Raw genomic sequence first — 17,493 nt, forward strand, 5'->3', positions numbered from 1 at the left:
TGAAAAGACTCGATGGCTACTCTCTCCATTGCCCATTGAAATCGTGGCTGTCGCAACCATGATGCCCCACCGGCCATAAGCACGCGTTTTTTCGCCATCGTGTGGAACATGCTCGCGTGAGCCGGGCCCGATCCGTTACAGTCCCACGCATGCCGCGTCGGGCGCGGCACGTCAATTACGCTGGAGGTATCGACGGTATGAACCATTCGCAAGCGCAAACAGACCTCGCGCGGGCTTTGCTGATCATTTTTGTGCTATCGCTGCTAATCGGGGGCAGCCTGTACATCATGCGCCCATTCCTACCCGCGCTGATCTGGGCCACGATGATCGTCGTGGCAACGTGGCCGCTGATGCGCGGCGCGCAGGAGCGGCTCGGCGGACGACGCGGCCGGGCTACTGCGGTGATGCTGGCCGCCTTGCTGATCGTCATCGCGTTGCCACTGTATGGCGCAGTGGTGGCCATCGCGGCCCACGCCGATACGATCCTGCAGCACGCCCGTGCCCTGCCGGACTACCGGCCCGCGCCGCCACCGGCTTGGTTGCACGAGGTGCCACTGGTCGGCGAGCGCATCACCTCGGCATGGCAGCGGCTTGCCCACGCCGGCGTCAACGGCCTACAGGAATTCATTGCCCCTTACGCGGACACCGGCGCGAAATGGATGGTATCGCAAGCGACCGCGGTCGGGGGCGTACTCGTGCATCTGCTGTTGACGCTGATCCTATGCGGAGTGTTGTACATGCATGGCGAAACGGCAGCAGGGGCCGTGCGACGCTTCGCCTATCGCCTTGCCGATGAGCGCGGCACGGCCGCGGTGCGTCTGGCCGGCCAGGCCATCCGCGCCGTCGCGCTGGGCATCGTCGTGACCGCGGCCGTGCAATCGGCGCTGGCCGGTCTGGGACTACTCGCCGCCGGGATACCCGGCGCGGGCATGGTATGCGCGATTATTCTCATCCTATGCCTGGCGCAGATCGGTCCGCTGCTGCCATTGATCGGCGCGGCAATCTGGCTGTTCTATCAGGATGCGACTATCGCCGGGGTCGCTATGCTCATCTGGGCGTTCGTCGTTTCCAGTCTCGACAACGTCATACGTCCGCCGTTGATTCAGCGCGGAGTGGACCTGCCGATGCTATTGGTGTTGGCTGGCGTACTCGGTGGACTGATCGCATTCGGCATCGTCGGACTGTTCATCGGGCCGGTCATTCTGGCCGTCACCTACAAGCTGATGCATGCGTGGATTGACGAGCAGGCCAAGGCCGTGTCCCGCCCCACTCGCCAAGAACGGGCATAGCCGTAACGGCGCGGATACCCCGCGCCGTCTCCGCTACGTTACTAAAGTCTGTTCATTTAGTTTTGCATTGGTTCATATCATCGCCAGCGTTCAACCCAGCGCCGCACGATGAGCAACGGACTCGTGAGTCGCGCTGGCCATTCACCGGTCCCAAACCACACTAAACCCAGATCCCTGTCTGCCGGCACGCTGTACGCCGATCGGCTACCTGACGGCCGGCCCGGCTTTGTCAAGCGCTGAGCGCGACCGCGCGGCACCCCGTGCGCGCCACAACCACGAAGCTATAATCGCCGCCGCCGTTGACGATCGAGTCGAGTCTCCGGCACGCGAACGCGGCAATGCCCATTGCGTATCCTGTGGTCAGATTGGACACAACCCAAAACTCCGGGTAACCGCAAGAACGGTCGCCATCCAACACACCGCCACTATCTACGCTGTTGTCAATCGAAGCCTTCGCGCCGCTTTCGCGGGTTACGGCGACGAGGCCCACTGAAGCCCGCCGCCCGTCCAGCGGCAAGCCTTCACGTCGCATGGTTGAAACGCAATGGGGCTGCTAGCGTAGTGTGTCGACGATCAGTGCGACGTTCAAGCCAATCACCAGCACCGCGGCTAACATCGATAATACGGCAAGCCACGGACCGAGCCGATAGCGCCCCATCACGTCGCGATGACGACACAACCAGACCAGCGCGATCATCGGCACCGGCACCGTGAGACTCAATACCACCTGGCTAATGATCAGGGCACGGGTCGCATCGACACCGGCGGCCACCACAAGGAACGCAGGCAGCATCGTTACCAAGCGGCGCACGACAACGGGAATGCGAAAACCGACGAAGCCTTGCATGATCATCTGTCCCGCCATTGTGCCAACCACCGAACTCGACAAGCCCGACGCGATCAGCGACACGATGAACAACGTCGAGGCCGCGGCACCGAATAACGGCGTCAACGTCCGGTACGCTTGATCGATCTCGGCGACGTGTGCATGGCCGGGGTGGAATGCGCCGGCAGCCATCACCACCATGGCCATGTTGACCAGTCCCGCCACGCTCAGCGCAACGAGCACCTCGATCCGGCTGTAGCGCAGCAGCGTGCGGCGGTCCGCGTCGCTTCGCGCGACGATGCGCTCGCCGGTCAGTCCCGAGTGCAGAAAAAGCGCATGCGGCATCACCGTTGCGCCAACGATGCCGACCGCGATGGTCAATGCCGGATGGTCCGGTATCGATGGGTGGAGCGCGCCGTGGCCGACCGCGCGCCAATCAATCGGCACGATGAATAGCTGCGCGACATAGGCCAACGCGATGATACCGACTAGGGCGCCGATCGCCAATTCCAGCGGCCGAAAGCCGTGCCGCTGAAACATCAGCATCAGGTACGTGAGCACACCGACGATCACCATGGCAGCGAGCAGCGGGATGTGAAACAGTAACGCCACGCCGATGGCACCACCGATGAACTCGGCCAGGTCTGTGGCCATTGCCGCGAGTTCGCTGGCCATCCACATCGACAAAGTCATCGGCTTAGGCAGACGCGCCCGGCACAATTGAGCCAGGTTGCATCCGGTCACGATCCCAAGCCGTGCCGACAAGCCCTGGAAGAGCATCGCAACGAGGCTGGCGAACAACACCACCCACAGCAACTGATAGCCGTATCCGGCACCGGCCTGGATATTGGTCGCGAAGTTGCCCGGATCCATGTAGGCGACCGACACCACCACGGCCGGTCCGGCCAACGGTAGCAGGATGCGCACGCCGCGTCGGCGGCCGTCCAGTACCTGCCTAACTTGCTGCGCGGTTTGCTCGCTGGAAATCGCCATGAATTTGCCCATTCCCGTCGTGTTGAACGCAGCGGCGCCGGTCCGTGCGACGCCCTGCGACGGCGTGGCGTCACCGTTCTGGATTGCGCCGGTCGTCGGCCACGACCTTACGGCCGTATTCAAGCGCTGCCGCACGCGCCTGCTCAATCGTGTCGAACGGGCCGATCTCCGGAGCGCCCGAAAATGGGAAGATCACGCGACGATCAGCCTGTCGCACGACCTTCAGCACACCAATAAAACGGCCGTCCACGCCGGGCTTGGCGGTGACGAGCACCTTGAATCCTTCGCTCCAGGGTTCCTCAGCGCCGGGCTCCTGCCCCCCGGCTTGGGGTGGGTTGTACTGCACGGTCCTCTCCTGTCGACTCGGTTCCATACGCCAACGCCGAACTCAGCTCCCACGCCAGCACCGCGCGGTGTCCAGCGCCGGCTACCGCCGTGCCTCGCTCGAAACACGGCGCCGGCTTCATCGACCAGGCGTCGCCGTTAGCCATCAGCACGGTTTGTTCCCGGCTGCGAGCCCCAGCAACCTCAATTTGCAAGCTTGCGCGAACCCAGGCCAAACGCGCCGGCACACACGCTACGCTCAGCCCCCGGTACGTTTCGTCCGCGCTGCCGGTCCGCGATGTGTTTGGTACGCGGTACTCGCGGGTACGTGCCGCATCACTGGTGCGCGGACGCGCCCACCGACACACCGGCACCGGCGTCCGCGTACAAGTACAACAGGCAGCAAGAATCTGCCGCCCGCTGTCGCGTCGCCCACCGTTAACCGGCGCCTCGTCGCCTCTCGATCAGCAAACGCGCCCGCTCCAGTCCGGCGCGCACGGCTTCGTCAACGGTAAGCCATTCTGGCGTCGCCTCTTGCGGCATGTCGAACTGCACCGGCGTGCCATCATGCGTGATTTGGACCTGCGGTACCCACGCGCCCCGCGCGTTGCGCTGCGCCGTTACGGTGACATGGTGGCCCAGGTAATCCAGTACCACGGCGCCATCATCACTGGGGCCGGATAAGCTATTCATCATCGTCCTGCGTTGATCCACGTTTCGCCGTTGCCTCCACTGCGGTACCGGTCACACGCCTGCGCTACCTGCTACACGTCTGCACTACCTGCCATACGCTTGCATTATCTGCCTAGATGCTCGCGCTGCCTGCTACAGGCTTGCTTTGCATAAGGCCTCTTTTCAACGAACAAATCGAGCCGTTCCGACTGTGTGGGGATTCCTTTCGATTGCACGGCATGCACCGGACAGTCTTCTATGGGAGTGCGCGGACGATGTCGCTGTCGCCACGCTAGCGCAATACCCGTGCCATAACGCGGTTGCGCGTTGCGTTGGCGGGAACGGGCGTTGCGCGAGCAAATCGGCGGCCGACGTTACGCGTATGGCCTTGACGAGCACCGCGACATCTTTCACGTCACAGGAGGCTTCATGTTCGTCCACAACAAACGATTGCAGTACACTGTGCGGGTCAATGGCACGGACCCCGGCCTAGCGAATCTGTTGCTGGAGCAGTTTGGCGGCCCGCAAGGCGAATTGGCTGCAGCAATGCGTTACTTCACGCAGGCCATCTCCGAGGAAGATCCCGGTCGCAAGGACATGCTGTTCGATATCGCGACGGAAGAACTCAGTCATCTGGAGATCATCGGTTCCATCGTCGCGATGCTCAACCGCGGAGCAAAGGGCGAGTTGGCCGAGGCGGTTGATGAGCAGGCTGAGCTTTATCGCAAACTGAATGGCGCTGGCAATGACAGCCACGTGACACAAGTGCTGTATGGCGCCGGCACGCCGCTGACGAATTCAGCCGGCGTGCCGTGGAGCGCTGCGTACATCGATACGATTGGCGAGCCGACCGCCGACCTGCGCTCAAATATCGCCGCCGAGGCTAGGGCCAAGATCATCTATGAGCGGCTGATCAACGTCACCGACGATCCCGGCGTGCGAGACGCGCTCGGCTTTTTGATGACCCGCGAGGTCTCTCACCAAAAATCATTCGAAAAAGCGCTTTATTCGATTACGTCGAATTTTCCGCCGGGCAAGCTGCCGCCCACGCCAGAATATGCGAGCAGTTATTTCAAAATGTCCAAGGGCGCGCCGCCGGAATGTGGCCCGTGGAATGAAGGCGGCGACTTGAAGCTCGTGCAAGACCCGCCCTCCGCGGTCGATGGTGGCGACGGCAGCGCCACCGTCACCCTTCAGCCAGACGAGGACGCCGCGCTGAACGCAATGAGGCAGCGGCTGAAATCGGATCCGTCCGTGGATCCCGAGACCGGTGTGGAACTGGGCATGAAAAAACCGTAGTACAAGATTCATCGCATGGGCAAGTTGTGCCGGTACGACGCACGGAACATCACTTGCTTGACACCGAGGCAATATTCACCCGACAGGAGTATCGAAATGGCAAACTACGCTACTGCAAACGACCCGCAACATGGTGCCGAGCAAGTTAAGCCAAACCAGCGTGACACATTTACCACGGACGTGTCTGAAACCGACGATCAAGGCACGACCGTGCGCGAAACGCAAGTACGCGAAGACGATCTATCCGAGGTCGATTCGAGTGAGCGCAGCGATAAACAGTAAAGAGCGGCCCGATGTCGCAAACCTGTCGCCTGGGCTAACGACGCAGTAAACAGTTCATGCAGTTCCCGCCACCTTTGCCTTTCGACAATCGCCGCGCGGCAGGCGTTGTGCTGGGCCGTGCCCTTGCGCGTTATCGTGATGCTGCGCCGCTCGTCGTTGGCCTACCACGCGGCGGTGTCCCAGTCGCATACGAGGTGGCCTGCGCCCTTGGCGGCACGCTTGATGTGCTGCTGGTACGCAAGCTTGGCGCGCCGCAGCAGCCTGAACTCGCGCTCGGCTCCATCATTGACGGGAATCCGCCGCAAGTGGTCTGGAATGACGACATCATTTCCATATTGCGCCCCAGCAATGACTACTTGCGCGGTGAGCAGCACCGCCAATGGCAGGAACTGGAACGACGCCGTGCGTTATATCGGGATGGTATGGGACCTGTTGCGGCCTCGCACCGTACGGTTATCGTCGTCGACGATGGTGTGGCTACTGGAAGCACGATGAAGGCGGCATTACTCGCGTTGCGCAATTTGGACGCTATACGCCTAGTCGCGGCAGCACCGGTCGCTCCACGCGACGTTTGGAATTCGATCGCGACGCTGGCGCACGACGCTGTATGCATCGCACCGCTTGATTCGTTTGGCGCCGTAAGTCTATATTACGTCGATTTCGCGCAAACCACTGACGACGAAGTCATCAAATTGATGACACAGGCGCGCGATAGGCGCGCCTGAGTTGCGTCAGCCGTGCGGGCCAGACGCAAGCGTCAAAACGTCAGTGCGCAACTGAGCCGCATGTCGGTCACCGCGCTGGCGCCAGCCGACGTGAAAGCACGCGCACAGCAGCGCCACTGAAGGCTAATCGTACGCAAGTTCATCCTCTGGCACTGTCGTGCTGACGAAGTCAAGCAGCTGTGTGCGAGCCGCGTCGCTGAGCGGGTTACGCTCGATGAACGCCAGAATCTCGCGTTTTGCGTCCTCCCATTGCTGCACGGAAAGCAATGGTACCAATTGTTGGTGGACCAATTCGTCGACCACGTTAGACAGACAGGTGTCGTCGCAGCCGTCGAGCAGCTGAAACGCTTTGCGCCACACCCACTTGTACAGCGTCGCGTCGTCCAGTCCGACGGTGCTTTCGAGCAATCCCAGCGTGACTGCCTCACAATGCTCGGGCCGTATGCGACTGACAAGAGGCTCCAGCAGCGCGAATTCGGCTGCATGGTACTGCTGCGGCAGCAACACCAACGCAGTCGGCAGGCGCCGAAGCGCAAGGCCGATCTGATCGTCCGGCAACGCCTCCGTGAGGCTACGCAACTGCGTATAAAGCGCCGGCATTTGCTCCACCGGCAGCAACCATATCATATGGGCCAGTGCGCCGATTGGTGCCCCCCGATAAGCCGGAGGCAACCGCTGCATCCAATCTTGCATAAGCCGATGGTAACTGGCCAGCGTGGCCGATTCATCCGCGTTATCCTCGCAAAAGCCAGGCAGCAGCATCACCAACTGCACGATCAACTCCGCCTGCGCAGGCGCATCCAGCGAGGCAAGCCTGCCGACGAAAGCCGAGTATTCGCGCTCGAAGCGCGGCGGATCCAGCGGCAAGCATCGGAGCAGCCATGCAAGCGAGGCCCACAACTGGCCATGCCCGGCGGCACCACTCTTTTCGATAGCCGCATGGACGAAGTCATACATTGGCAACTGCTCCTGGGCCGGCAATCCCGGTATAGTGCCGATCATACCTTTGCGTATCGGCAAGCTCGCATGTGTCGGCAACCGGCCCGCCATGTCGAAAATCCGCTTGTATGCTTGCGCCCGGTATTGCTGCGGCAATTCCGATATTCGAGGCCACAGCGCCCCGAGCGGCTCAGCCCGCAATATCGCTTCGCCGCCGATCCGTTCGATTTCGTCCAGCAACTCCTGTGTGCGGCGCGAATCAAGCCAACGGACATTGTCGGCTCGCTGATAACAAAGCCAGCTGCGTCGCATGTCCTGCAGCGCGTGATAGGTGCGCCGCGTCGCCGACGACAAGCTGCCCATGTCGTCGAACGACGTGTGCGCTGCGATCCGCCGAGTGATCTCGGGCGGCAGATCGTCGAACGTCGTCGCGCGCCTCGCTGCGGAGCCAGCCGGCTGTTGCGCCTCGCGTTGGCCGGCCGGCAGCGCGGCAAGCGCACTACCCCCTATTAGACTTGGCGGCGCAGCACCCACAACGGTAATTTGCTGTTGTAATATGTAATGGGCAGCAACCGTACTGTACGCGTGGATTGAATCGAAATCCATGAACTCACCGGGAAAATGTTCGGAGGGGAATGCGGCCATCGATGGCTGCGTGGCGCCCACCTATTGACGCATTAACACATAAGATAGCTTAAATCACCTCGTTGGGGACAGCGGCAAGCGGCCACGCATAGGTTTTGGTCCGATGGCTGCGAGATGCACGAAAAAAGACGTAGCAAATCGTCACATTACTGGCCAGATGGCCGAATCGCCTCGTCCGTCGCGACGTCCAGCCCAATGGCCACTTCGACGCTCAGCCAAATGGCCAATATGACCGTTCGGTGATAGAATTACCTGCTGCGTTGCAGCACCTTCGCCGCCGCAAGTCGGCGTCGCGATTCGGAAGGCGCGCCAAGCCTTCGCCAAAACCACCTGCGTTACCAAATGCGGTCCCCATTATCGATGGAGTTACGCGTGTCTTCTAGACGCCTCTTGCGCCCGTTGCTGGCTGCACTTCTGGCTGCCAGCGCAGGCATTGCCAGCGCTGCCAAAGGGCAAGCGAACCTGCTGCCTCTGAACTCAATGGAAGCCCGCGTCGCCGCATGCGCCGCATGCCACGGCGATCAGGGTCAGGGCACCGACAACGACTACTTTCCACGTCTTGCAGGCAAGCCCGCTGAATATCTGTACAACCAGTTGGTCAATTTCCGCGACGGGCACCGTAAGTACCCGCCGATGAACTACCTGGTCACGTACCTTTCCGACGATTATCTGCGCAAGATCGCCGAGTACTACTCGAAACAACGGCCGCCGTACCCGGCGCCGGCGCAGCCGACCGTCTCTGCGTCAACGCTGGCGCGCGGCAAGCAGATCGTGTTGAATGGCGATCCGGCGCGCAACGTGCCCGCATGCGCGGCATGCCACGGCAAGACGCTGACCGGCATGGAACCGGCGATCCCGGGCCTAGTGGGCCTGCATGCCGACTACATCAGCGCGCAGCTTGGCGCGTGGCGCTCTGGTGTGCGCCGCGCGAAGGCGCCAGACTGCATGCACACGGTCGCGACCCGCCTCAACGACGACGACATCGCCGCGGTCGCCCACTGGCTCTCCACGCAACCCGCACCGGCCAACCCAGTGCCGGCGCCGGCCCGTTCGTCGAAGATGCCGCTGCAATGCGGCAGCGAGCCGCAGTAAGCGACAGGAGACACATCGAGATGAAACGTAAGACTCTTTTCGCGCTGTCGGCCGTCATCGCGGTAGCGGCCGCGGCGCTGGTGCCGGTGCTGTGGTCTGGCAGCGACAATATCCACGGCGGCAGCGCGATGGCCGCGAGCCCGGCCGACCAAGCCGCGCTGATCAAGCAAGGCGAATACTTAGCACGCGCCGGCGACTGCGTTGCATGCCACACGGTACGCGGCGGCAAGCCCTTCGCCGGCGGCTTGCCAATGGCCACGCCGTTTGGCACGATGTACACGCCGAACATCACACCGGACGAGCAGTACGGGATCGGCAAATGGAGTTCGGACGACTTCTACCGCGCAATGCACACCGGCCGCGGCAAGAACGGCGAGTTGCTGTACCCGGGCTTCCCGTTCACCAGCTATACGAAAGTCACGCGCGCGGACTCGGATGCCATCTACGCGTATCTACGCTCGGTGGCGCCCGTTGCCCAGCCCAGCCGTGAGCATGAGTTGCGCTTTCCGTTCAACCAACGCAACATGCTGATCGGCTGGCGCACGTTGTTCTTCCGCGAGGGCGAATATAAGCCAGATCCGACCAAGTCGGTCGAATGGAACCGCGGCGCCTACCTGGTCGAGGGGCTGGGCCACTGCGGCATGTGCCACACGTCGATCAACGCGCTGGGTGGCTCGAATCAGGCAGCGGCGTTTGCTGGAGGCTTAATTCCGCTGCAGAACTGGTACGCGCCGTCGCTGACGTCGAACAAGGAAGCAGGCCTGGGCGACTGGGATTTGAAGGACATCTCGGATTTGTTGAAGACTGGCGTGTCGCAACGCGGTGCGGTGTTCGGGCCCATGTCCGAAGTCGTGCACAACAGCCTGCAATACATGACTGACGAAGACATCCGAGCGATTTCAACGTATCTGAAGACAATTCCGCAGAAGAAGGAAGCACCAGAGACGACACAGTTGGAAACCTCTGTCGCGTTCGGCAAGGAGTTGTTCGAGCAAGGCAAGAAGATCTACAACGATCAATGCGCGAAGTGCCATGCGGAAAATGGTCTTGGCTATCCGCCGCATTTCCCGCCGCTTGCGAACAACCAGTCGGTACAGATGCAATCGGCAGTGAATCCGATCCGCATGGTGCTCAATGGTGGCTATCCGCCAAGCACGCACGCCAATCCTGAACCGTACGGCATGCCGCCGTTCGCGCACTCGATGTCGGACCAGGAAGTCGCCGCGGTGGTCACGTACCTGCGCATGGCATGGGGCAACAAGGGCACGCCAGTGTCGCCGCAACAGGTCAACGAACTGCGCTCCGCGCCGCTCGACTGATTCCACGCGAATCTCCAATCTCAGGGCGCGGCCGGAACCACGGGCCGCGCCCTTTGTCTTTGTTATCACGCTGTTGTACTTACGCGGGGCATCGCGACAGTCGGCCTGCCCTCGCGTCTTCAGACTTTCACTGCACCGGTTCGCGACTGATGCGCGTTGCGCGCTGGACCGGTGGCGACACCACCATCCAACATGTCATTTAATTCTCTCGGCTTGTCCGAACCTCTGGTTCGCGCAGTCAACGAACTCGGCTACACGACGCCGACACCGATCCAGCGACAAGCCATTCCGGCCGTGCTCAGCGGCGGCGACCTGCTGGCCGGCGCACAAACCGGCACCGGCAAGACCGCCGGCTTCACGCTGCCGATCCTAGAAAGGCTATCCCATTCGCGCGCGACATCGGGCAAAGTACCGGTTCGCGCACTGATCCTGACGCCGACACGCGAATTGGCTGCGCAAGTCGAGCAAAGCGTGCGTGAATACGGTAAGTACCTAAAGCTGCGCTCGACAGTCATGTTCGGCGGCGTCGGCATCAACCCGCAAATCGACGCACTGCGGCGCGGCGTCGACATTGTTGTAGCCACGCCTGGACGCTTACTAGATCACCTTCAGCAGCGCACAATCGACCTGAGCAGCCTGCAGATTTTGGTGCTCGACGAGGCCGACCGGATGCTGGATATGGGCTTCATCCACGACATCAAGCGAGTGCTCAAGCATCTGCCTTCGCAGCGCCAGAACCTGCTGTTCTCGGCGACGTTCTCCGACGAGATCAAGGCGCTCGCGGACAACCTGCTCGATTCACCAGCGCTAATTGAGGTGGCCCGTCGCAACACCACCGCCGAGACGGTCACTCAAACGATCTATCCGGTCGATCGCGACCGCAAGCGCGAGCTACTCACGCATTTGATCAAAGCGCATAACTGGTTCCAGGTGCTCGTGTTCACACGCACCAAGCACGGCGCAAACCGGCTCGCCGAACAGTTGACGAAGGATGGCATCAGCGCCCTGGCTATCCACGGCAACAAAAGCCAGGCGGCCCGGACCCGGGCATTGTCAGCATTTAAGGACGGCACGCTGCAAGTGCTGGTCGCCACCGACATCGCAGCGCGCGGCATCGACATCGACCAATTGCCACACGTAGTGAATTTCGACCTGCCGAATGTCCCGGAAGACTACGTGCACCGTATCGGCCGCACCGGCCGCGCGGGCGCGACGGGCGAGGCCGTATCACTGGTCTGCATCGACGAGCATCAATTGCTCACGGACATCGAACGCCTGATCAAGCGCACGCTACCGCGTGAGGTCATTGCCGGCTTTGAACCGGATCCCCATGCGAAGCCAGAGCCAATCCAGCGGCGCAGCCAGCCGGCGCGCGGTGCAGGGCCACGCGAACCCCGTCGCGCCGGCACCAAGCCACAGGCTGGCCAAGCGGCGAAACCACCCGCGGCGCCAGCGGCCCAACCCCGCACAGGGGCGGCCACTAAGCCAGGGTCAGCGACCCAGTCAGGGGCAGCCGCTAAGTCACAACCAGCGGCACTAGCCAGGTCGCCGGCGGGAGCAGCCGCCAACGCGCGACCCGCACAGGCGGGCAAATCCCCGGCAACACACGCTGCGAAGCCGGGCGCCGCACCGGCGGGCAAGCGCGGCGGCGCGGCACCCCAAACTACGCCGGGGCGGCACCGCGAAGCGGCCACGCCTGCGTCGCACGACGGCCGTGACAAACGAATGGCGCAAGCCCAAGACCGCGACGCACGGCAGTCACGCGCAGCCGACTCGCCACGATCATCGCCACGGCGCAACGGCGGCCCGGGGGCGCTGCTCGGCGGTGGCACTAAGGGCTCGTCGCGCTAGTCGTGTGCAAGCATCGCCCGGATTTGCGCGTCCCAACGCGCAAGCACGGCAGCGCGCGCGGGCTCGAGCAGCTCGAACGTGACGCCGGCCACGAGTTGCGCATAGTCAACGCGCTGCCATTGTGCCGCCTCCAGCACGGCGTCGAACACAGTCAGCGTCGTCGTGTCCTGCCGGCGCGGTGTGCTCACGCCCAGGCGCACCTGATACCACGCGTGCTCGAAAACGAACTCGAGCAGCGCGTTGCCGCCGGCGGCAAGAGCCCGCGCGGTACGGGACTGCGGCCACAGCGCGAACCGCACACTGTGGGAATCAGGCACGACGATTTCGCCCACGCTGAGCAACGACGTGCAAGGCCAGCGGAGCGGATCGACGGCGATCAATGAGGCCGCAAACGACGCCTTGTCATGCAGATGCGTGCCATCGAACCAGGCGTGCAGCACATCGGGCCACTCATCGAATGTGCCCCGTATCAGCGCGGTCTGCCGATCCGTCATCGTTTTCTCCGGGTCGTGAACGACGGCCCGCGCGCAGCGGGCCGTCCGCGCTCGCCGACTGAGCGCCGCCGTACTAGTCGCTAGCGAAAGAACACGTGCTGCGTGATCTTGGCCAGCGGATAATGCACGCCGGGTTGGATCTTCGCAGGCAGGTCGAGCGGCTTGAGCAGCATCTTCACGCACATGTCCGCCGACAGGTGCCTGCGTACCAGTGCGTTCACGCGCACCACCTTTTCCCGCATGTAGGCGCTGTTGCGAACCTGCGCAGGATATCTGACCGCGAATACATGTCGCAACGCGATCTCTGAATCTTCGTTTTTGATTTCCATCACGCGGCGCATCAGCGCGCCGAGCACCGCAAGACGGCCATGGCCCTCGATCTGGTTGTACTTCTTGAAAAACCTGAAAAAGTACTTGTAATGCCGCACCTCGTCGCTACGGATGTTGTCGGTGATCTGCTTGAGCACCGGCTCGTCTGAGCACTCGTTGATCGCGCGATACAACGTGGCCGTACCGGTCTCCACCACGCAGCGTGCGACCATTTCCAGCGCCCGGGTCTTTTCGAACGCTTCCAACGAGCACGTTTTCGAATACTCATCAAAAAAATGCTCAAATGCCAGGTCCCAATCGAACTCTGGCCAAACATAATTGATATAGGCCTTGAGCGCGCGGCCGTGCTGCAACTCCTCGTGTTCCCAATGCTGGTTCAGCCATCCGGACACTTCTGGATCGCCATCGAAGAACGCGCTGAGGTTACTGGTATACAAATCTGAGCCGCTTTCAATAAACGACGCCGCGCATAACAGTAGCAGCAAATCCTCGTTCACAGCGGCGCGCGAACGATCAATCCGCGACAAATCGATATCCTCGATACGCCACGGCAACACAGTTTGAGTGTCGGTTTGCATTTTTTCCTCCGAAGCCTGCGCCCCGGCACGCCTGCGCCCCTGCTCGCAGTGCTTGATCCGGGTATCGATTCGCGACTTCTGCATGACCTACGTAGTATCGGTTGCAGTTTAACGTGCCGCGCCCGACTCTGCTGACCTGAAACAGACCGGGCATTCGCCCAGGCAGTTCCGATAGCCTGCGTCAAAAAGAACATACGCTATCCAGCGTGTGCGGGCCTTTACAATACACGGACCGGACCGCTTCGCGACCATGCTGACAAAAACATGACCCGAGACCCGCGCATCACGTTGAATGCACGCCAGCAGGAATTGCTCGATTGCGTTCAGCACGAAGGCTTCGTCACTGTCGAGAACCTTGCTGCACGCTTTCACGTCACGCCGCAGACGATCCGGCGCGACGTGAACTGGCTCGCCGAAATGAATTTGCTGCGCCGCCACCATGGCGGAGTCACGTTGCCCACCAGCTCGGAAAACGTGTCGTATACTGCACGCCAGCGCATGTTCCACGAAGAAAAGCGGCGCATCGCCGCACTCGTCGCCAGCCATATTCCAGACCAGGCGTCGATGTTCATTAATCTGGGCACAACGACCGAGGAAGTGGCGCGTGCGCTCAATCGCCATCGCGGCCTGCGCGTGATCACCAATAACCTGAACGTCGCGGCGGTCATGAGCGGCTATGCCGAATGCGAGGTGCTCGTCACCGGTGGCATCGTCCGTCCATGGGACCAGGGCGTGGTCGGCGAGATGGCGATCGATTTCATCCGCCAATTCAAGGTCGATTATGCGTTGATCGGCATCTCGAGCATCGAACTGGACGGCACGCTGCGCGACTTCGATACACGCGAGGTTAGGGTGGCAGAGGCCATTATCGAGCACGCACGCAGCGTGTTCCTGGTGGCGGACCATTCGAAGTTCGGGCGCCCCGCGCTGGTGCGCCTTGGCCATTTGAGCCAGGTCGACGCGCTGTTCACCGACGCACCCACACCCAGTGAGATGGCGGAGGTCATGCTGGCAGCGGGCACCGACGTTCACATCGCCAGTTAAGCACAGCGACGCGCGCCACAAGCATTTCACGATTGCATGAGTGCCGTCGCCCGGTTTGCCTGTCAATCACTTTCGATGTTGCGCTGCAAATTGCAACGCTGCAATGCTCGACTAGAATGCAAATTTCCGAGATTCATGGTGCACATGGCCGCACCGCGAGCGCCAGGAAGCCTGCCCCGGGGTCCGTCAACCGATTCGGCGCCCGTTGCCGAAGAGTTCGCAATCACCGCTGAGCCGGTCCGCTGGAGAACAACGATGCTGAGTCCGCATGAATTCGCCACGCTTTTGCTAGTGAAGGACGCGCCGAATCAGGTCGACATGAACCGAGAAGAGTTGGACGCACTGCTCGAGTGCCAAATGGTCGAGCTTGAGAAACTGGCGACCGGCTGGCAACGGCTTCGTGTGACCGAGATGGGCGATACTGCGTTGCGCGCGATCAAGCGCTACTCGTAAGCCGCTTTGCCCTGCAACAGCGCTGAGCCGATGGACGCCGCGCCTGCGGCGTCCGGCGCGCGCTGCCGCCTCTGCATACTGTCCGAGCCATCTCGCCGTTTGTCGCGACGTTAATGGCGATCGTGTGGCGTTTTTTTGGCCGTCCCATCCTCCCACTCCACGGGCGCGCCCGAGCGCCGAGGACCGTAAATACAGCCACCGGAGCATCATTCCGGTGACGCCCAACTCGCCATGCCAGCGGCTCACATCACCCAGCGGCCGAGCACCCTCCCAACATCGAACATTATCCGGTGGCCGAGCACCCCAACATCGGACATCATCCGGTGGCCGAGCACCCCAACATCGAACATCATTCGGTGGCCGAGCACCCCAACATCGAACATCATTCGGTGGCCGAGCACCCTTCCAGCGTCGGGCACCATCCGGCGGCTGGGCACCATTCCAATGTCGAACATCACCCGGTGGCCAGGTACCCTCCCAGCGTCGAACATCATCCGGCGGCCAGGCCCTGCCTCAGCCCAGGACACTATCCGGCGGCTGGGCATGTGCGCCGAATGTCCTTTCCGTTGCCCAGGCGTCCCTTTTTCTGTCACGTATTTGAATAGCTTGATATTTTTAAGTTTATTCGCTAAATTTTCGTTTACGAACATTTAATGTTGCTAATCGCGCATAGGCAAGGACGCAGCGCACAGACCGCGCAGCGGGGCCGTGCCATTCGGAGGGATAAGGTGGACAAAACGGATCACTACGATCTACTGGTCGTCGGCGGCGGCATCAATGGCGCGGGCATTGCGCGAGATGCGACAGGCCGTGGATTAAAGGTGCTGCTGTGCGAGCAAGACGACCTCGCGGCGCACACGTCCTCGGCCAGCACGAAGCTGATTCATGGCGGGCTGCGCTATCTCGAATACTACGAGTTCGGGCTAGTCAGGAAAGCGCTGCAAGAGCGCGAAGTCCTGCTGCGCGCCGCGCCGCACATCATCCGTCCGTTGCGTTTCGTGATGCCGCACATGCCGCACCTGCGCCCCGCATGGCTGATTCGCGCCGGACTGTTCTTGTACGACCACCTTGCCCGGCGCGAGAGGCTGCCCGGCTCAGAAGGTATCGACTTGCGCACTCATCCGAGCGGCACGCCGCTGGTGGACTCGATCACCCGCGGCTTCGTCTATTCGGACGGCTGGGTTGACGATGCGCGACTGGTCGTGCTCAACGCGCTCGACGCGCGACTTCGCGGCGCGACGATCTTAACGCGCACGCAGTTGGTGAGCGCGCAGCGCAGCGGCGCATCGTGGGACGCGCAGCTGCGCACACGCGACGGACGGCTGCAACAGGTTCGCGCGCGCGCCATCGCCAATGCCGCGGGTCCCTGGGTCGGCGAGTTACTGACCGACACGTTGAAGCTGGGCGCGCAGCATCGCGTCCGACTCGTCAAGGGCAGTCACATCGTCACGCGCAAGCTGTTCGATCATGATTTCGCGTATATCTTCCAGAATCCCGACAAGCGCATCATCTTCGCGATTCCCTATCAAAAAGACTTTACGCTGATCGGCACGACCGACGTCGAATACCATGACGACGCCTCGCGCGTGCAGATCGACGAGAGCGAAGTCGCATACCTGTGCAAATCGGTGAACCGCTATTTCAAGCGCTCGATCGCGCCTACCGACGTGGTATGGACGTACGCGGGGGTTCGCCCGCTGCTGGAGAACGACGAGAGCGCCGCTGCGTCGGCAGTCACGCGCGACTACCGCTTGGACTTGGACATGCCCCCCGGGCAGGCGCCGATCCTATCGGTGTTCGGCGGCAAGATCACGACGTTCCGCAAGCTCGCCGAAGAAGCGCTGGACCGCCTCAGCGGGCCACTGGCGATCACGCAACCAGCCTGGACCCACGATGCGTCCCTGCCCGGCGGCGATATCGCCGGCTCGAACTTTGCGGCGTTCGCCGAGCAATTCGCGGCGCGTCATCGGTGGCTACCCGGCACACTTGCACTGCGCTACGCGCACGCGTATGGCACGCGCGTCGAGCGGTTGCTACAGGGCGCGAAAGGGCTGTCCGACATGGGCGCGGAAATTGCACCCGGTTTGTACGAAGCCGAATTGCGCTACTTGCGTGACGAGGAATGGGCGTGCAGCGCGGACGACGTGCTGTGGCGCCGCTCCAAGGTTGGCCTGCGACTGGACGCCCAGGCAGTAGGCAACGTGCGGGCCTGGTTCGAGCGATTCGGCGGCGCTGCGCAGGCCGCTGCCGAACCCAACTCGCGCCTCGCCCACACGGTTCACGTGTAACCTGGCCGGCGGCCTGGCACCGCGGGCAACAGAAAGCTCGAGGAGACGCC

General features: G+C 62.1%; 18 protein-coding genes. 10 read left to right on the forward strand and 8 right to left on the reverse strand.

All coding sequences use genetic code 11. The features are described 5' to 3' along the window. The first annotated feature begins 197 nt into the window (after positions 1-197). Complete coding sequence (gene ydiK / locus IHE30_RS00480; RefSeq protein WP_337687946.1) at positions 198-1,289, forward strand: AI-2E family transporter YdiK; 1,092 nt, start codon at positions 198-200, stop codon at positions 1,287-1,289. 229 nt (positions 1,290-1,518) lie between these two features. Here ydiK and IHE30_RS00485 read toward each other — a convergent pair whose 3' ends face one another. From IHE30_RS00485 to IHE30_RS00500, 4 genes are all read right to left on the reverse strand, one after another. Continuing rightward, the gene (locus tag IHE30_RS00485; RefSeq protein ID WP_337687947.1) at positions 1,519-1,821 is read right to left on the reverse strand and encodes a hypothetical protein; all 303 of its coding nucleotides are present in this window, start codon (positions 1,819-1,821) and stop codon (positions 1,519-1,521) included. Between the two features lie 21 nt (positions 1,822-1,842). After that, positions 1,843-3,108, reverse strand: a complete 1,266-nt coding sequence (locus IHE30_RS00490; protein WP_337687948.1) for an Nramp family divalent metal transporter — start codon at positions 3,106-3,108, stop codon at positions 1,843-1,845. A gap of 70 nt (positions 3,109-3,178) precedes the next feature. Then, positions 3,179-3,382 (reverse strand): DUF6723 family protein, encoded by a 204-nt coding sequence (locus IHE30_RS00495; protein WP_237576787.1) that lies wholly within the window; start codon positions 3,380-3,382, stop codon positions 3,179-3,181. Between the two features lie 488 nt (positions 3,383-3,870). Next, positions 3,871-4,125, reverse strand: a complete 255-nt coding sequence (locus IHE30_RS00500; protein WP_337687951.1) for a DUF6566 family protein — start codon at positions 4,123-4,125, stop codon at positions 3,871-3,873. A gap of 408 nt (positions 4,126-4,533) precedes the next feature. Here IHE30_RS00500 and IHE30_RS00505 point away from each other — a divergent pair, with 408 nt between their 5' ends. From IHE30_RS00505 to IHE30_RS00515, 3 genes are all read left to right on the forward strand, one after another. Further along, a complete protein-coding gene (locus IHE30_RS00505; RefSeq protein ID WP_337688358.1) occupies positions 4,534-5,403 on the forward strand; it encodes a manganese catalase family protein in 870 nt (289 codons plus the stop codon). Positions 5,404-5,499: 96 nt separating this feature from the next. Then, on the forward strand, positions 5,500-5,685 hold the full coding sequence (locus IHE30_RS00510; RefSeq protein WP_337687953.1) for a hypothetical protein: 186 nt from the start codon (positions 5,500-5,502) through the stop codon (positions 5,683-5,685). Positions 5,686-5,741: 56 nt separating this feature from the next. Continuing rightward, the gene (locus tag IHE30_RS00515; protein WP_337687954.1) at positions 5,742-6,410 is read left to right on the forward strand and encodes a phosphoribosyltransferase; all 669 of its coding nucleotides are present in this window, start codon (positions 5,742-5,744) and stop codon (positions 6,408-6,410) included. 123 nt (positions 6,411-6,533) lie between these two features. On the opposite strand, the gene IHE30_RS00520 is transcribed toward IHE30_RS00515, so the two are convergent. Then, entirely contained in the window at positions 6,534-7,955 is a 1,422-nt protein-coding gene (locus IHE30_RS00520) for an F-box domain-containing protein (RefSeq protein ID WP_337687956.1), read from the reverse strand. A gap of 399 nt (positions 7,956-8,354) precedes the next feature. Between IHE30_RS00520 and IHE30_RS00525 the strand changes: the two genes are divergently transcribed. The 3 genes from IHE30_RS00525 (at position 8,355) to IHE30_RS00535 (ending at position 12,256) form a co-directional block, all read left to right on the forward strand. Further along, positions 8,355-9,086, forward strand: coding sequence for a c-type cytochrome (locus tag IHE30_RS00525; RefSeq protein WP_337687958.1), 732 nt, complete (start codon positions 8,355-8,357; stop codon positions 9,084-9,086). A gap of 20 nt (positions 9,087-9,106) precedes the next feature. Next, positions 9,107-10,405: a c-type cytochrome gene (locus IHE30_RS00530; protein WP_337687960.1), complete on the forward strand. Its 1,299-nt coding sequence runs from the start codon at positions 9,107-9,109 to the stop codon at positions 10,403-10,405. 192 nt (positions 10,406-10,597) lie between these two features. Next, positions 10,598-12,256, forward strand: coding sequence for a DEAD/DEAH box helicase (locus tag IHE30_RS00535; protein WP_337687963.1), 1,659 nt, complete (start codon positions 10,598-10,600; stop codon positions 12,254-12,256). On the opposite strand, the gene IHE30_RS00540 is transcribed toward IHE30_RS00535, so the two are convergent. Together IHE30_RS00540 and IHE30_RS00545 are read right to left on the reverse strand one after the other, a co-directional pair. Next, positions 12,253-12,750: a hypothetical protein gene (locus IHE30_RS00540; protein WP_337687964.1), complete on the reverse strand. Its 498-nt coding sequence runs from the start codon at positions 12,748-12,750 to the stop codon at positions 12,253-12,255. The two genes, IHE30_RS00535 and IHE30_RS00540, sit on opposite strands and share 4 nt — an antisense overlap. An 80-nt stretch (positions 12,751-12,830) precedes the next feature. Further along, positions 12,831-13,658 (reverse strand): ferritin-like domain-containing protein, encoded by an 828-nt coding sequence (locus IHE30_RS00545; RefSeq protein ID WP_337688359.1) that lies wholly within the window; start codon positions 13,656-13,658, stop codon positions 12,831-12,833. A gap of 264 nt (positions 13,659-13,922) precedes the next feature. Between IHE30_RS00545 and IHE30_RS00550 the strand changes: the two genes are divergently transcribed. Together IHE30_RS00550 and IHE30_RS00555 are read left to right on the forward strand one after the other, a co-directional pair. Beyond that, positions 13,923-14,702, forward strand: coding sequence for a DeoR/GlpR family DNA-binding transcription regulator (locus IHE30_RS00550; protein ID WP_337687966.1), 780 nt, complete (start codon positions 13,923-13,925; stop codon positions 14,700-14,702). 255 nt (positions 14,703-14,957) lie between these two features. Next, positions 14,958-15,155 (forward strand): hypothetical protein, encoded by a 198-nt coding sequence (locus IHE30_RS00555; protein WP_337687969.1) that lies wholly within the window; start codon positions 14,958-14,960, stop codon positions 15,153-15,155. Between the two features lie 242 nt (positions 15,156-15,397). Here IHE30_RS00555 and IHE30_RS00560 read toward each other — a convergent pair whose 3' ends face one another. After that, positions 15,398-15,805: a hypothetical protein gene (locus tag IHE30_RS00560; protein ID WP_337687970.1), complete on the reverse strand. Its 408-nt coding sequence runs from the start codon at positions 15,803-15,805 to the stop codon at positions 15,398-15,400. 78 nt (positions 15,806-15,883) lie between these two features. On the opposite strand from IHE30_RS00560, the gene glpD reads away from it, so the two are divergent. Beyond that, positions 15,884-17,443: a glycerol-3-phosphate dehydrogenase gene (gene glpD / locus IHE30_RS00565; RefSeq protein WP_337687972.1), complete on the forward strand. Its 1,560-nt coding sequence runs from the start codon at positions 15,884-15,886 to the stop codon at positions 17,441-17,443. Positions 17,444-17,493: the final 50 nt, after the last annotated feature.

It is taken from the genome of Mycetohabitans sp. B46 (assembly GCF_037389205.1).
Lineage (GTDB): Bacteria > Pseudomonadota > Gammaproteobacteria > Burkholderiales > Burkholderiaceae > Mycetohabitans.

Excerpts from the sequence above, each read along its gene's own strand:
- ydiK (WP_337687946.1), top strand. The coding sequence starts at position 198 with ATGAACCATTCGCAAGCGCAAACAGACCTCGCGCGGGCTTTGCTGATC.
- IHE30_RS00520 (WP_337687956.1), bottom strand. The coding sequence starts at position 7,955 with ATGGATTTCGATTCAATCCACGCGTACAGTACGGTTGCTGCCCATTAC.
- IHE30_RS00490 (WP_337687948.1), bottom strand. The coding sequence starts at position 3,108 with ATGGCGATTTCCAGCGAGCAAACCGCGCAGCAAGTTAGGCAGGTACTG.
- IHE30_RS00515 (WP_337687954.1), top strand. The coding sequence starts at position 5,742 with ATGCAGTTCCCGCCACCTTTGCCTTTCGACAATCGCCGCGCGGCAGGC.
- IHE30_RS00540 (WP_337687964.1), bottom strand. The coding sequence starts at position 12,750 with ATGACGGATCGGCAGACCGCGCTGATACGGGGCACATTCGATGAGTGG.
- IHE30_RS00530 (WP_337687960.1), top strand. The coding sequence starts at position 9,107 with ATGAAACGTAAGACTCTTTTCGCGCTGTCGGCCGTCATCGCGGTAGCG.
- IHE30_RS00525 (WP_337687958.1), top strand. The coding sequence starts at position 8,355 with ATGGAGTTACGCGTGTCTTCTAGACGCCTCTTGCGCCCGTTGCTGGCT.
- IHE30_RS00500 (WP_337687951.1), bottom strand. The coding sequence starts at position 4,125 with ATGAATAGCTTATCCGGCCCCAGTGATGATGGCGCCGTGGTACTGGAT.
- IHE30_RS00545 (WP_337688359.1), bottom strand. The coding sequence starts at position 13,658 with ATGCAAACCGACACTCAAACTGTGTTGCCGTGGCGTATCGAGGATATC.
- IHE30_RS00550 (WP_337687966.1), top strand. The coding sequence starts at position 13,923 with ATGACCCGAGACCCGCGCATCACGTTGAATGCACGCCAGCAGGAATTG.
- IHE30_RS00555 (WP_337687969.1), top strand. The coding sequence starts at position 14,958 with ATGCTGAGTCCGCATGAATTCGCCACGCTTTTGCTAGTGAAGGACGCG.
- IHE30_RS00510 (WP_337687953.1), top strand. The coding sequence starts at position 5,500 with ATGGCAAACTACGCTACTGCAAACGACCCGCAACATGGTGCCGAGCAA.
- IHE30_RS00560 (WP_337687970.1), bottom strand. The coding sequence starts at position 15,805 with ATGTTCGTAAACGAAAATTTAGCGAATAAACTTAAAAATATCAAGCTA.
- IHE30_RS00535 (WP_337687963.1), top strand. The coding sequence starts at position 10,598 with ATGTCATTTAATTCTCTCGGCTTGTCCGAACCTCTGGTTCGCGCAGTC.
- IHE30_RS00505 (WP_337688358.1), top strand. The coding sequence starts at position 4,534 with ATGTTCGTCCACAACAAACGATTGCAGTACACTGTGCGGGTCAATGGC.
- IHE30_RS00485 (WP_337687947.1), bottom strand. The coding sequence starts at position 1,821 with ATGCGACGTGAAGGCTTGCCGCTGGACGGGCGGCGGGCTTCAGTGGGC.